Below are 14,050 nucleotides of genomic sequence, written 5' to 3'. Positions count from 1 at the left end.
GACCGGTGCACACGCCGTCGAGGACGCCGCAACACGGATCAAGACTGAAAGGTTGGCTGGTGAATATAAAAACCATATTGGCATTTGCCGTAGGCCCGATCGCTACAGCCGGCCTCGGCTTGCTGACGGTGCCTGCGATCGCCTGGATATTTCCACCTGCGGATGTGGGTCGCCTGAACATCGTCCAGATCGCGGTGTCGTTCGGCGTCCTGCTGTTCAATCTCGGCCTCGACCGCGCCTACGTACGGGAGTACCACGAGTGGTCGAACCGTGGCGCCTTGCTGAAGGCCTGCTTTGCGCCCGGGTTTGCGCTGTTGCTGCTGGTCATGCTGGCGACGATGCCATTCGACCAGCGCATCGCCAACTGGCTGTTCGGTCTTGGACATGTTGTTTATTACTGGATCCTGGTGGCCTGCGTCGTGGTCAGTTTCATCTCAAGATTCCTTTCGCTCATTTTGCGCATGCAGGATCGCGGTCTTGCATTTTCCATGAGCCAGATCCTGCCCAAGATCATCCTCCTGCTGGCAGTGGGTGTACTGGCGTTGCCGATCTTCTCCAGATCGTTCGGTCAACTGGAAATGGCATACCTCGCTTCCTTGTTGTCGGTACTGTTTATTTACAGCTGGAATACCTGGCGTGAATGGAGCCCTGCCCTGCGTGCGCCCGTTTCCCGCATACAAGTCCGCGGGTTGCTTGGTTACGGCGTGCCGCTGATCTTTGCCGGCGTGGCCTATTGGGGGCTCGATGCCACCAGCACGCTGGCCTTGCGTTCGCTGTCCACCCTTCCCGAGCTGGCGGTCTATTCGGTGTCGATGAGCTTTGCCGGCGTGGGTGTCGTCTTCCAGACGATCTTCACCGTGCTGTGGGCCCCTCTCGTCTATAAATGGGTAGCCCGCGGCGTAGACATGCGGCGCGTCGACCACATTGCCCAGCAGGCGCTGGCCGTGGTCTGTGCCATCTGGGTCCTGAGCGGGATTTTTTCGTGGCTGACCGACTTCGTCCTGCCTGCCCGTTACATCCAGGTGAAGTACCTCATGCTGTGCTGTATTGGAGAACCGCTTCTGTACACCCTTTCCGAAGTGACCTGCGTGGGCATCGGCATAACGCGTCGATCCATGCTGTCACTGTGGTCCACCATCGTTGCCCTGGTTGCCAATGTCGCCATCAGCGTATGGCTGGTACCCGGGTACGGCGCGGCAGGAGCCGTCGTCGCCAACGCGATTGCGTTTCTCGTTTTCTTTGTAGCTAGGACGGAGGCGTCGGCATACGTCTGGCGGCCCTTTCCGCGGGCGCGGCTCTACATGTTTGTCTGTACCGGAGTGGGGCTTTCCATCGCCACGTTGGTATTCGGACCGAACGCACGGGTTCATTACAGTTTTGTCTGGCTGGCCCTGCTGCCTGTGGTCATCTGGGCCTTCCGGGCCGAATGGGCCGCCATGTACAGGTCGCTGCACTCGTCGATCAGGTCGACCCGCTGGTATCCGGAACCGGAGTCGTAGCCGTGTCTCACGTGCCCGCAATGATCGACCTGAATGGGCTTCAGAGGCCCGGCGCCGGAGCCATCCAAATTCACGGAATGCTGCCCACGGATACGGTATTGCTTGAACTTCATGGGCGCGTTTGATGGCGACGCTGCAGACAGATTGAGGATTCGTCGATGAAAAAGATCAATTTGTTTGTCTTTGCGGCACATCATCTGTCCGGCAATATCGCGGCGCAGCGTTTCAAGGGCCTGCTGAAATATCTGGACCCGATGAAATACCGGGTATTCGTCTTCACCCGGGAGCCGGCCTCGGGTGTGCCGGACGTAGCAGTGCCATTCGGTCCGGATGTCAGCATTTTCCCGTTATCCGGACACTGCGTGGGCAGCGAGTCTTCCGCGATGGCATCGCTGCTGATCCTCGCGGCGGCCTTCATGCGGTCATTGCCGTTCATGCGCTCGAATGGCAAGACCCATGCGCGCCCCTGGTTTGCCCAGGCGCTGGTCGAGGCAGATCGCCTGTGTCGCGAGAAACTTGCTGTTGGCGAGCAGTGCGTGGTCATCGGCAGCTATTCGCCGGTCGACTCCCTGATCGCTGCCGCGAGCCTGGCCAGCAGATACCACATCGGCTGCGTGCAGGATTTCAGGGACGGTCTGGTTTTCGAACCGCTGGGCAAACCCGGCTGGCTGCGAACGTCCATGCGCAAGCTGATCGAGGGGCGGGTCGTGGCGGCCAGCGGTCTGATCACGTCGGTGAGCCGCCCGCTGGTTGACGATTTTCGACGCCGTTATCCAGGCAAGACGACGGCGATCCTGCCCAACGGTTATGACCCTGCGGACTTTGCCGCGCTGGGCGACGACCCCGACAGCACAAGGCGAGCCGATGTGATCCTGGCACAACATGTTCCGGCCGGTGCGTTGCTGATAGGTCATTTCGGGCGCATCGGCGCCAGTGACGGATCGGCATCGAAGAGCCTCGATTACCTTGTCGACACATTGAACGCGTCCACCGAAGCGGCTGCGGACCGACATGTGATGTTCGCGGGCGAGTTGACACGGTTCGAGCTGGCGTCGCTCGAACGCGCGAGATTTTCCGTCAGCCTGCTGGGCCCGATCGAGCGCACCCTGGCATTGCAACTCATGAGGCGTTGCAACAAGTTGCTGCTGCTTACCGGCTCGCGTGCCAGTTGTGCCACCGGGAAGCTGTTCGAATACCTCGCCGCGGGAGCGGAGATTGTCTGCATTTCTGGAGTGCCCAACGAAGCGACAGCCATCCTCGCCGAGACCGGTGCCGGGCAAACACTGCTGACCGGTGACGCGGCGTCCGGAGGCGAAGCGTTGTGCATGGCGCTGTCGCCCTCCACCGGGAATGCGCACCGTGACATAGGCGCCTACAGCAAGGTGGTACAGGCCGGCATGCTTGATCGCTGGATTTCGTCATTGGTGCCGGCATGAACCTTGAAGTCGATTCATCGATGCTGCCTTCGGTACCGCCTGCCATGCCGGAGCAGGTGCCGGACAACAAGTACCGGTTCACCGTGCGGCACATCTTCCTGGGCACAGCTTTCCTGCTGTTGCTGCTTGCCGTGGTCGTGCCCAATTCGTTGCCCATCCCGACAGCGGCAGTGATGGGGCTGACTTTCATGCTGGCGCTGCCGGGTTTGTGCATTGGCGCAGGTTTCAGAAGTCTGCTGGCGCTATATGCATGCACAGCCATGGTGACGATCATCTACATGATCGTGGGCACCATGCATGGTGCGCCGCTGATCGCCATGGTCGAAATTGCGGCGACCTACATTCTCTCGCCACTGCTCTGGGTAATCATTGCCAATGGCCTGCATCGGCAGCTTGGCATGGATCGCCTCATCGACTGGTTTGTCCTGCTCAGCCTGCTGTGCGCGCTGAGCATCGCCGCGTTCTTTTATCTGTATCTCACGCGCGGTGCGGCGGCGGTGGCATTTTTCTTCAAGGGTGCCAATGTCAATCTGAGTGAAGGGTTTTCCGGTGCGACCATGCATGTCTATGGTTCGCTGATTTTTCTGTGCGGCGGTTTCTTCAGTTCACCCGAACTCATCAAGAACAGGCTCCTGCGGCTCGTGTTGCTGGTGATGCTGCTCATCTGCGCGCTTACTTCCGGTCGCTCGGCGTTGATACTCGCCGTGCCGACCGGCTGGATCCTGGGCTTGATGCTTGCGTCGCGTACCACGGGACCTCGCCGAAAATCGCCCATAACCAATACCATCCGGTATGGCCTGCCGTCGCTGATTGCAGTGGCTGCCGCGCTTGTTCTGCTGGGCGCCTATACGCAAATCAGCGTGTCGACGGTTCTGAATAGTTTCCTGGACAAGCTCACTTCGGGTGGCGGCAGTTCGCGGGTGGAAATGGCTCATTCGCTGTATGCCGGCATACTCGACAACGCCGGTCTGGGAGCCGGCCATGGCGTCGGTGTCAGGTTTATCAGCGACAAGGATCACCCCTGGCGGTACGAAGTGGTGTGGCTGGCTACGCTGTACAGGGTCGGCATGGTGGGTACCCTGATCTACGCGTTGCCGTTCCTGCTCTATATCGCCAAGGCGACCCGGCTTGCGCTTGCGCGTCGGCTGCCGCCGCGGCACAAGTTCCTGTTCTGCGCATTTTTCTGTGCCTTCCTCGGCAGCAATACGAACCCTTACATCGAAGCCTTCACCTTCCAGTGGATGTATGTCATCCCCATGGTGGCGCTGTTCACCGACTATCCGGTGAATCTGAAACTGGCGGCGAAATGAGACGTCTCAAGGTGCTGCTGTTTTCCAGGTATTCCAGGCTGGGCCCCAGTTCGCGGCTGCGCAGTCTGCAGTACCTGCCCCTGTTGCAGGATCACGGCATCGATGTGGAGGTGCATGCGCTGTTCCCCGATGCCTATCTTGAGGGCCTGTACGGAAACCGGCCCGCCGTGGCCCGATACCTCGCATGGCAATACTGCAGCCAGCGGGTCATGCAGCTCCAGCGCCGTGGCGGGCATGACGTCACCTGGATCGAGGGCGAGCTCTTTCCCTATCTGCCGTACGGGATCGAGTCGGTGCTTGCGCGGTCCGCCAGGCCGTATGTCGTCGACTACGACGACGCGCTGTTCCACAAGTACGACCTGTCGTCGAACCCGCTGGTGCGGCGCATGCTGGGCCGCAAGATAGATCAGGTCATGCGCGGCGCCGCCTGCGTGATTGCCGGCAACCGCTACCTCGCGGCACGGGCTTCGCAGGCGGGAGCGGCACGGGTCGAGATCATTCCGACGGTCGTGGACGAGCAACGCTATGCGATGGTGGAGCATGCGGATGACCAGCAGCCCGTCATCGGCTGGATCGGTTCGCCCGCCACCGAAGAGTACGTGCTGGACAGCCGCGATGTGCTGGAACAGGTCTGTGCCATGCACGAAGCGCAGTTGCTGCTGGTCGGGCCGCGAACGGAGATCGCGGGCCAGTTCGGAAGCGTCGTACCGGAGGTGGCGACATGGTCCGAGGACAGCGAGGCCGCGATGATCGCGCGGATGGACATCGGCATCATGCCGTTGCGCGATGGTCCGTGGGAGCGTGGCAAGTGCGGTTACAAGATCATCCAGTACATGGCTTGCGGCCTGCCGGTGGTCGCCTCTGCGGTCGGCGCGAACGTCGACATCGTGCGTCACGGAGAGGATGGTTTTCTGGCAGCGGATGCGGCCGCCTGGCGGGACGGCCTGGAGCAACTGATCACGAGTCCGTCCTTGCGCACGCGCATGGGCCGGGCAGGTCGCGCACGCGTCGAGAGCGAATACAGCGTGACCGTGCAGGCGCCGCGGCTGGCGAATGTGCTGCGCGATGCGGGGCGGCGCTGATGTGCGGCCTGGCCGGCTTCTGGCAATGGCACGGCGGCGCGCGGGACGCGCTGCTGGGGCAGGTGCGAGCGATGTCGACACGGCTGACGCATCGCGGCCCCGACGACAGTGGCGAATGGTGCGATGAGGCGGCCGGGATCGCGCTGGCACAACGGCGCCTGTCGATCCTCGACCTTTCGCCGGCGGGCCATCAGCCCATGCATTCGGCCTGCGGGCGTTATGTGGTCGTGTTCAATGGCGAGATCTACAACCATCTCGATCTGCGTGAAAGCCTCGCGGCGGAAGGCGCGGCGCCGGCATGGCGCGGGCACTCCGATACCGAAACCCTGGTTGCGTGTTTCGTTGCCTGGGGCGTCGAGCGAACCTTGCGCGCCAGTGTCGGCATGTTTGCGTTCGCCTTGTGGGATCGGCAGCAGCGGGCGCTCACGCTGGCACGCGATCGCATGGGCGAAAAGCCGCTTTACTACGCATGGCAGAGCGACACCGTTCTGTTCGGTTCCGAGTTGAAGGCGCTGAAGGCACATCCTGCCTTCGGCGCGGATGTCGATCGCGATGCGCTCGCATTGTTGCTGCGCCATGACTGCATTCCCGCGCCGCATACGATTTATCGCGGCGTGTTCAAGCTGCGTCCCGGACATCTGTTGCGCATCCCGGTCGATGCGCCACGGGATGCGCAACCCGTACCGTACTGGCGTTACAACGACGCGGTAAGTGCAGGACTGGGCAATCCGCTCACCGGCACCGACGCCGACGCTGTCGATGCGCTCGAGGCGCAGCTGGGCGCCAGTATCGGCGCACAAATGCTTTCCGACGTGCCGCTGGGCGCGTTTCTCAGCGGCGGCATCGACAGCAGCACGACCGTCGCCTTGATGCAGGCGCGCAGCCAGCGGCCGGTCAGAACCTTCACGATCGGATTCAGCGAGAGCGGCTATGACGAGGCTGCGCACGCCAAGGCAGTGGCAAGGCATCTCGGCACGGAGCACACCGAACTGTACGTCCGCCCCGAGGATGCCCTGGCCGTCATTCCGGCGCTGCCTTCCATATATTGCGAACCGTTTGGCGACAGCTCGCAGATACCGACCTTCCTGATCAGCCAGCTCACCCGTCGCCAGGTGACGGTGGCGCTGAGCGGCGATGGCGGCGATGAACTGTTCGGCGGCTATAACCGTTACCTGACGGCCCGCACGACCTGGGAACGGATGCATCGGCTGCCGCCGTTTGCGCGGCAGGCCGCCGCCGCCATGTTGCGCGCGATGTCGCCAGCGGCGTGGGACGCCCTGTTCGAACGCGCGAAACCCTTATTGCCGAAGCGGTGGCATCTGGCCACGCCAGGCGACAAGGCGCAGAAACTGGCCGAGGTGCTCACGCTGTCGAGCGGCCAGGCATTCTTCCTCAGCCTTGCCAGCCAGTGGCAGGACCCGGCCAGCATCGTGATCGGCGCGAGCGAGCCATCGACCCTGTTGACGAATCCGGCGGCCTGGCCGCACACCGATAGCCTGGCGCAGTGGATGATGGCGATGGATGCGCAAACCTACCTGCCCGACGACATCCTGGTGAAGGTCGACCGCGCCGCGATGGCCAACAGCCTGGAGACCCGTGTCCCGATGCTTGACCATCGCGTGGTGGAGCTGGCGTGGCGCGTGCCCCTGCATCAGAAGATCCGCGACGGGCAGGGGAAATGGCTGCTGCGCCAGGTGCTGTATCGGCATGTGCCGAGGGAACTGGTCGAGCGGCCCAAGATGGGTTTCGGCATTCCGCTCGACAGCTGGCTGCGCGGACCCTTGCGCGATTGGGCGGAAGCCCTGCTGGACGAGGGTCGCTTGCGGCAGGAAGGTTATTTCCGACCGGCACCGATCCGGCAGAAATGGAAGGAGCATCTGAGCGGCCGGCGCAACTGGCAGCACCCGCTATGGACGGTGCTGATGTTCCAGGCGTGGTTGCAGGAAAACCGGAGGACATCGCCATGACGACCGCGCGTGCACGTTGCGCAATCCGTTTCGTCGTCCGCGGAAAGCGGCACTTGCCGATGGCTCTGCATGAGGTGCGTGCATGAAAGCCGTCCTGTTCGCCAATACCGACTGGTACCTCTACAACTTCCGGCGCTCACTGGCGATGTCCCTGCAGCGGGCGGGGTACGAAGTGTTGCTGATTTCCCCGCCTGGGCCCTATGGCGACAAGCTGCGTGCCCTGGGTCTGCGCTGGGAGCCGCTGCCGATGCAGCGGCGCAGCCTCAATCCATTGCGCGAGATGGCCTTGCTATGGCACCTGGTCGGGCTCCTGCGGCGGGAGCAGCCGATGCTGGTCCACGGCTTCACCATCAAGTGCGCCGTGTACGGCTCGCTGGCGGCGCGGCTGGCCGGCATTGCCGCCCGGGTGAACGCCGTGGCGGGGATGGGCTACGTGTTCACCAGCGCGCAGCTGAAGGCGCGACTGCTGCGACCGGTGGTACGCGGCCTGCTGCGGCTGGCGCTCGACGGCAAGGACGCGAGGCTCATCCTGCAGAATGCGGATGATGTCGAACTGTTCCAGCGCGCTGGTCTGGTTGATCCTGCGCATATTCGCCTGATCCGTGGTTCGGGCGTGGACTGCACGCAATTCGCCGGGGTGTCCGGGAAGACTTCCGGTGATGGACGCCTGCGCGTGCTGCTGGCAAGTCGCCTGCTGTGGGACAAGGGTGTCGGAGAATACGTCGCCGCACTGCGGCAGTTGCGCGACCAGGGTCGCGCCATCGATGGCCTGCTTGCCGGCACGCCGGATCCGGGCAATCCCGCAGCGGTGCCGGAGTCGACGATACGCGGCTGGGTGGATGAAGGCCTGGTGACCTGGCTCGGTCACGTCGACGACATGGTCGGCCTGCTTGGATCGGTCGATGTCGTGGTGTTGCCGAGCTATCGCGAGGGGCTGCCCAGGACGCTGGTCGAGGCTGCCGCCTGCGGACTTCCCTTGATCACCACGGACGTACCGGGATGCCGCGAGGTGGTGTCCGATGGTGTCGACGGACTGCTGGTTCCGGTGGCCAACAGCGAGGCGCTGGCGCAGGCGATCCGGCGACTGCAGGACGACCCGGAATTCGCGCGTCAACTCGGTGCCGCGGCGCGCAGCAAGGCACGTGCGCAATTCGACGAACGCATCGTCATCCAGCGCACGATGGCGGTCTATGCGGAGCTGTGCGATCTACCGGAAGCATCCGCCGAGTCGTCCATATAGACGTCCATCTTCCATACAAGAGCGGAACGGGCCGAATCTACACAAACCATGTGTGGTTCGGAGCAAAAATTTCCCCGGCGCTAGACTTGTTTGATGAGCTCTCCATGGGGCCGCGACACCCGCCACTCTCGATACCGGGAAAACGCGCTCATTTGACACCGCACCGCAGTCTCGTTTTCCAGTATCCGAGCAAGGTGGGGTGATACCACTGTCGCGACGACCCCTTGCTGACGCTAGGGGCCACGCGGCCAGCGGCGACATCGCGCAATGCGACTCTCATCAATGGAAGCCCCTGCGCCAGTTGCAGGATTGGGTAGGTGGCGAAATTGTCGTCTGCTTCAGGCGTGATAAGCGCCTGGTACAGGACGCCACCAGTGTCGACACCCGCATCCACCAGATGGACGGTGACGCCGCAGTGCGCGCGATCGTCGTTGACCAGCGCCCAATAGCCACCATGCACTCCGCGATAGGCCGGTGTGATACCCATATGTGTATTGATGAAATGTGCATCCACGGCAGCCAGCAGCTTCTTCCCCAGGATGCGCGTGCCGTTGACCACTACCGCCTGCGGAGCGAGCTTCCGCAGACGACGCGCTACGCTGCGCTCGTTGGCACTGGTCACATGGCTGACCACTTGCGTGGGAATCGGCGCATCCGATAGCCCATGCTGAAGCAGCAACTGCTCGATACGCGGGTGGGAGGCGCGGCCCAGCATCCGGCTGTATACGATGAAGCCGAGTTGCCCCAATGTCTGGACCATGCCGAGCTTGCGTGCACGATGGCGCAGCATCTTGAACGCCGAAGGTTTCTGCTCGAGCATGACCTCGACAATGTCGAATTCCTCTCGAAGTCCGTGATACATCACCCGCGTGGATAGTCCATCGCCGGCGAGCAACACGATCCGCGCTCTAGCCGACATGCATGCGTTCCAGCAGGGTCGCGACCTCATCCATGTTGTACGTGTGCATTCCGTAGCGCTGATTGAGCTGTTCGTAATAGACCAGGATCTTTCGCAGGAAGTTCAGATTGTGCTTCACGTCGGCGCCGAAGTTGTGCGGGTGCCACCACAGGTGGAACAGCCGGTTGCTGGTGGCGGCGTCGTGCATGGCGCGCTTGATGCGGCGTAGTCGCAGGCTTTCCAGCGGTGCGAGTAAGCGCGAATACGGACGCAGGAATCGACTGGCCGGAATATTGAATGGGCGTCTGCGCGCGCACTCCTCCAGGCTGTAGGTGTTGTAACCGCTGAGATTGATGTAGGCGTCCAGGAGACGCAGGGCGCGCATCAGTGGGCTCTGTTCCTGCTGATTTCTTGGTTTATAGAACGACGCGCTTTCGTTGCCCCGGTAGCAGACGATGCCCAGTTCGTCGAGCACAGACAGGTAGGCCGGGTTCCCTTGGTTGCGTGGGAATACCAGACTGGTGATGGGAATACCCCTGGCCTTCGATATCTCCACCGCGGCCTGCAGGTCTGCGCGGAACGACTCGATGGTCTGCCCTTCTTCCAGACAGTAGTAGTGCGAGAAGGTATGTGTGCCGATCTCCTGCCCGGCGCAGCTTCGAATCAGCTCGATCGTGTCCGGCGCGAAGTGGTAGACGTCATCGTCACCCCATGCGCGTTCATCAATGTAGCGATAGGAGGAAAACTGGCGGCGATGGTAGTCGGGAAGCACGCCGGGCAGATGTTGTCGCAACTCGGCGATGTCCTTGAAGAACAGGAATCCGAGTGTGGCCCAAGTGGCATGGATGTCATGAGCTTCGAACAGGTCGAGGATGCCGCTAATGGCGTCGCGTTCGCCAGACAGGTTGGCTTCGTAGTCCCCGAAGCTGCGGCTATCATGCACGCCCCAGTACAGCTCAAGATCCAGCGAGATAGTGAATATGCCCGGCATATGTCCGCCACACCTCGTTAGTCAGACGCTGCCCTTCTGAAGCATCAGGTACCGGCACGCGATCATCGAGAAGTACCGTACCGTAGTTTCAGTCAGAGCGGAACGACACTGCGCGATCATCGTGGCGGTATTGCTGCTCACCGCGATGGTAACACCGCCGATACTGGCATGGCTGCAGAAGCGCACCATCAACGCCGCATCCGTCGATCGGCCGCGCGAGACCCGATGCGCGAACAGCGCCCCGTTTCGGACGGATCGTGACATTCCCCCTTTCGTTGAATACATCGATAAAGGACGTGGCAGTGCCACGTCCTTCCGTGAACAGGGCACTCCTCTTTCCCATGGGTGATTTTCGCGGCCCTGGTTTTTCCCTGGCGGAGGGGTAGCTCAAACGTGGATGGAGCGTTGTCGGCACCGAGCGTGGCGCAAGCTCATCGGACTGCAAGATCTGGCGAGGGCTTGCGATGGACGGCTTGAGATCGATGCCACCGACATCGTTCATCCAGGTCGAATCATCCATATAGACGTCCATTTTTCATCCCGGGCCGAAATTGACAAGATCCTGCCATGACCCAAGTCATGTGTGGTTCAGAGCCAGGATTTTTATCACGGTAAACTCGACCGATGCGCTCCGCCGGAGCCGCGACATCCGCAACTGAGGTCGTATACAACCGGAGGATATACCATGCCATCTTCGCTGCCAGTGGTGAACGTACTGGATGCCCTGCCCGCATCAGAGCATGCGGCCATTCGTGCGGGCAACAGCACTTATGACTGCACCGGCGGCATCCAGGCAGCGATTGATAGGGCCGCCGGCAAGGTGTTTGTGCCCGCCGGGATTTATCCGGTGAAACAGCTGAACCTCAAGTCGGGTATCGAGCTGTACGGCGAGGGACACACCAGTGAGTTGAGGGCATACGACAATTCGCTGGCTTGCGAGTTCATGCTCGCCACCCATGTGCGCGACGGCGGCAGCAGCAATGTGGCTGACAACATGCGCAACATCCATCTGCATGACCTGAAACTCAACGGGCGGGTGGCGGATTTCGGCTACCAGCAGTATTTCTATCTGCTCGCCGTCAATGCCACTTCGGACCTGACTGTCGAGCGGGTGGTGTTTTATGGCTTTCGTGGAGACGGCATGTATGTCGGTTCGGGAACGCTCCGAAACACCGAACGTCACAACCAGCGCATCGCCGTGCGCGACTGCTTGTTCGATGGTGCGGTCAAGGACAACCGCAATGGCCTGTCCGTCATCGATTGCGACCATCTGACGGTCGAGAACTGCGTATTCCAGAATATCGGCAACGCGAAACTGTCCCACTCGGTCGGCGGCATCGATTTCGAACCCGATCACGACTGGGGCGTGTACCGTCACGTGACGATCGCCCATTGCCGTTTCATCGACATCGACTCCGTCAACACGGCAGGCATCACGTTCTTCAATGGACACCAGTCGGGAGACAACATCCACGACTGGGTGGTTTCGGATTGCCAGTTCACGAACTGCTACTGGGGCATCGAGTCGGCGACGAAGCGCAAGACCGTCGCCGACGTGCCGGACAACCTCTCCGTGCTCAACTGCCGCTTCCTCAACTCGGTACGTGTCGATGTGGCGGTCACCGGCCTGAGTGGCACACAGGTCAGTGGATGCATCTTTCAACGTTCGCCGCCGGGATCCGGACCTGGCGGCGACGCGATACGTCTCGGGGCCTTCACCTACCGAGTCAGCAAGAATGCCCTCGACACGGTGATCACCGGCAACACCTTCATCGGAATCCGTCCGCAGATGGGGGTAATCGGCGTATTTGGTGCGAGCGGGCTGGTATGCGCAGGCAACGTGTTCGTCGACATCCGTGGAACCTGCATCAACTTCGCGGAGGATGAGTCCCCCGACAACGCAAGACATATCGACACGGTGATCATCTCGGGGAACGTGGCAAAGCGCGGTACGCAGTCAATGCCGGGCAGGGCGTCGTCGATGTCGTTCCTGAGCACCAGCAACCAGATGCGCATCAGCCGGGGCCATCTCGCGCTCGAACATTCCTTCGAATACGCCAACGACATCGAGAGCGGCATCACGGACATTGCCGATGGCGCGACGATCCAGTTCCAGGGCGTCAGGTAATCTCAGATTTGAGCTTTGCGGCTCCGTGTGACTTCGGGGCGATGGAAGTGCCGGACCCCGACATCACATGCACGAAAAACCACCGGTATGCGTGTGGTCATCGTTGGTCGCTAAATTCCCATGCAGCTGTTCAACGGCGGGCGGTGCGTCGTGTCGGGCGGAATACCTCCGCATCGTCACCCGACTCGAGCTCCGCACCGGGCTGCTCCTGGGCGGCAAGCATGCGCAACCGGAATGGTTGTGTGCCCGTGGCCGTCGAAACGGCATGCGTGTCTGCATCTGCTGTCTTTCGTGGAGCGAACTTCCCGCGCTGGTGCATGCCCTCCTGACGCAGCCATATCTGCGAAACCAGGACGATATAGGCGCCCATCACGAGGCAGAATGCCGCCAGGTTCGAGCCAGTCGAGTGAGCCATGCGGCTGATGAGTGCGCCCATCAGTGCAATACCGGCAGCAAGCGCAATGAGTGCAGCCAGGGTGGTGCGCGGCCCCAGGCCAGCCCCCAGCAGGATGTGATGGATATGCCCACGATCCGGCTTGAATGGCGACCGGCCCTGACGCATGCGCCGATACATCACCGCCAGCGTGTCGAAGACCGGCAGCGCGACACACCACAGCACATCGACCGGCGACAGATGCGTCTGAGGTATCTGACTCATGCGGATAAGTGCCCATGCCAGCAGATAGCCGATGAGCATGCTCCCGGCGTCGCCCAGGAAGATCTTGCCGCCCATGAAGCCCAGATTGGCGAGCAGATAAGGCACCGAGGCAATGGCCAGCAAGGCCAGCAACATGATGATCCCATGCAGCGGAGTGGGGCCGGCAAACAGCATCATGGCGGCAATGCTGACCAGCGCCAGGCTGCCGGCGAGACCGTCGATGCCGTCCATCATGTTGAACGCATTCACCAGGCCGATGACGGCGATCACCGTCAGCGGAGGGCCAAGCACGCCGAACGTGATCTCGTGACCAAAGATGCGTCCCAGCGTATGGATGTAGATGCCGGTATTGGCAATGACAGCCAGAATGACGATGGTCTGGGTCAGCAGGCGATCCCGCACACTGAGATCGAAACGATCATCCAGTGCACCAAGCAGGGCAAGCACGACGGCAGTCCCGAGCAAGGTCTTCTCGAATCCGTGGAACTGGCCATAGCAGGCCGCACCCGCGAGCACTCCCATCAGAATCGCGAGACCGCCTACCAGGGGCACGTCGCCTACATGCTGTTTGCGTTGATCGGGGCGATCCACCAGACCAAGCGATATCGCGAATCGGCGCAGTACGACAATCGCTATCGCCGATGTGCATGTGGCAACCAGGCAATCGAAAAGCATCCGTGGTTCCTGCATCGCACTTTTCCTCCAACCGGTCTCAAAAGGATCCCCCAGATCCGAGCGAGCTCATGTGATAAGGGTGCAGGCATCGAGCGACGAAAAGTCATGGTGCCTCGATGTTCTGCGTCCATGAATCAGCCATCTCGGGACCGCTGATTCGTCTTGT

General features: G+C 61.6%; 11 protein-coding genes. 7 read left to right on the top strand and 4 right to left on the bottom strand.

Going from position 1 to position 14,050, the window contains the following annotated elements; translation table 11 throughout:
* Positions 1-5: 5 nt before the first annotated feature.
* From ACYVKM_RS04605 to ACYVKM_RS04580, 6 genes are all read left to right on the top strand, one after another.
* Positions 6-1,499: a lipopolysaccharide biosynthesis protein gene (locus ACYVKM_RS04605; protein WP_460876141.1), complete on the top strand. Its 1,494-nt coding sequence runs from the start codon at positions 6-8 to the stop codon at positions 1,497-1,499.
* A gap of 158 nt (positions 1,500-1,657) precedes the next feature.
* Positions 1,658-2,935: a glycosyltransferase family protein gene (locus tag ACYVKM_RS04600; protein ID WP_460876140.1), complete on the top strand. Its 1,278-nt coding sequence runs from the start codon at positions 1,658-1,660 to the stop codon at positions 2,933-2,935.
* Positions 2,932-4,245, top strand: a complete 1,314-nt coding sequence (locus ACYVKM_RS04595) for a hypothetical protein (RefSeq protein ID WP_460876138.1) — start codon at positions 2,932-2,934, stop codon at positions 4,243-4,245. The genes ACYVKM_RS04600 and ACYVKM_RS04595 overlap by 4 nt, the downstream gene beginning before the upstream one ends.
* Positions 4,242-5,327 carry a glycosyltransferase family 4 protein gene (locus tag ACYVKM_RS04590; protein ID WP_460876137.1) on the top strand — a complete coding sequence of 362 codons (1,086 nt, stop codon included), beginning with the start codon at positions 4,242-4,244 and terminating at the stop codon, positions 5,325-5,327. The genes ACYVKM_RS04595 and ACYVKM_RS04590 overlap by 4 nt, the downstream gene beginning before the upstream one ends.
* Entirely contained in the window at positions 5,327-7,294 is a 1,968-nt protein-coding gene (gene asnB / locus ACYVKM_RS04585; RefSeq protein ID WP_460876135.1) for an asparagine synthase (glutamine-hydrolyzing), read from the top strand. The genes ACYVKM_RS04590 and asnB overlap by 1 nt, the downstream gene beginning before the upstream one ends.
* An 82-nt stretch (positions 7,295-7,376) precedes the next feature.
* Entirely contained in the window at positions 7,377-8,534 is a 1,158-nt protein-coding gene (locus ACYVKM_RS04580) for a glycosyltransferase family 4 protein (RefSeq protein ID WP_460876134.1), read from the top strand.
* A gap of 148 nt (positions 8,535-8,682) precedes the next feature.
* Here the strand turns inward: ACYVKM_RS04580 and ACYVKM_RS04575 are convergent, their stop codons facing one another.
* Genes ACYVKM_RS04575 through ACYVKM_RS04565 form a run of 3 tightly spaced genes read right to left on the bottom strand, consistent with a single transcriptional unit; the run spans position 8,683 to position 10,687 of the window.
* On the bottom strand, positions 8,683-9,432 hold the full coding sequence (locus tag ACYVKM_RS04575; protein ID WP_460876132.1) for a formyl transferase: 750 nt from the start codon (positions 9,430-9,432) through the stop codon (positions 8,683-8,685).
* Positions 9,433-9,442: 10 nt separating this feature from the next.
* The gene (locus tag ACYVKM_RS04570) at positions 9,443-10,423 is read right to left on the bottom strand and encodes a polysaccharide deacetylase family protein (protein WP_460876131.1); all 981 of its coding nucleotides are present in this window, start codon (positions 10,421-10,423) and stop codon (positions 9,443-9,445) included.
* Between the two features lie 21 nt (positions 10,424-10,444).
* Positions 10,445-10,687 (bottom strand): hypothetical protein, encoded by a 243-nt coding sequence (locus ACYVKM_RS04565; RefSeq protein WP_460876129.1) that lies wholly within the window; start codon positions 10,685-10,687, stop codon positions 10,445-10,447.
* A gap of 421 nt (positions 10,688-11,108) precedes the next feature.
* Here ACYVKM_RS04565 and ACYVKM_RS04560 point away from each other — a divergent pair, with 421 nt between their 5' ends.
* Positions 11,109-12,551 (top strand): glycosyl hydrolase family 28-related protein, encoded by a 1,443-nt coding sequence (locus tag ACYVKM_RS04560; RefSeq protein WP_460876127.1) that lies wholly within the window; start codon positions 11,109-11,111, stop codon positions 12,549-12,551.
* Positions 12,552-12,681: 130 nt separating this feature from the next.
* Here ACYVKM_RS04560 and ACYVKM_RS04555 read toward each other — a convergent pair whose 3' ends face one another.
* Complete coding sequence (locus ACYVKM_RS04555; RefSeq protein ID WP_460876125.1) at positions 12,682-13,731, bottom strand: MraY family glycosyltransferase; 1,050 nt, start codon at positions 13,729-13,731, stop codon at positions 12,682-12,684.
* Positions 13,732-14,050: the final 319 nt, after the last annotated feature.

Source organism: Rhodanobacter koreensis, assembly GCF_054782855.1.
This window is presented reverse-complemented; position numbering and strand designations above follow the sequence as displayed.

Coding starts and splice junctions, on each gene's coding strand:
- ACYVKM_RS04595 (WP_460876138.1), top strand. CDS start 2,932: ATGAACCTTGAAGTCGATTCATCGATGCTGCCTTCGGTACCGCCTGCC.
- ACYVKM_RS04560 (WP_460876127.1), top strand. CDS start 11,109: ATGCCATCTTCGCTGCCAGTGGTGAACGTACTGGATGCCCTGCCCGCA.
- ACYVKM_RS04555 (WP_460876125.1), bottom strand. CDS start 13,731: ATGGGAGTGCTCGCGGGTGCGGCCTGCTATGGCCAGTTCCACGGATTC.
- ACYVKM_RS04565 (WP_460876129.1), bottom strand. CDS start 10,687: ATGTCACGATCCGTCCGAAACGGGGCGCTGTTCGCGCATCGGGTCTCG.
- asnB (WP_460876135.1), top strand. CDS start 5,327: ATGTGCGGCCTGGCCGGCTTCTGGCAATGGCACGGCGGCGCGCGGGAC.
- ACYVKM_RS04570 (WP_460876131.1), bottom strand. CDS start 10,423: ATGCCGGGCATATTCACTATCTCGCTGGATCTTGAGCTGTACTGGGGC.
- ACYVKM_RS04580 (WP_460876134.1), top strand. CDS start 7,377: ATGAAAGCCGTCCTGTTCGCCAATACCGACTGGTACCTCTACAACTTC.
- ACYVKM_RS04600 (WP_460876140.1), top strand. CDS start 1,658: ATGAAAAAGATCAATTTGTTTGTCTTTGCGGCACATCATCTGTCCGGC.
- ACYVKM_RS04590 (WP_460876137.1), top strand. CDS start 4,242: ATGAGACGTCTCAAGGTGCTGCTGTTTTCCAGGTATTCCAGGCTGGGC.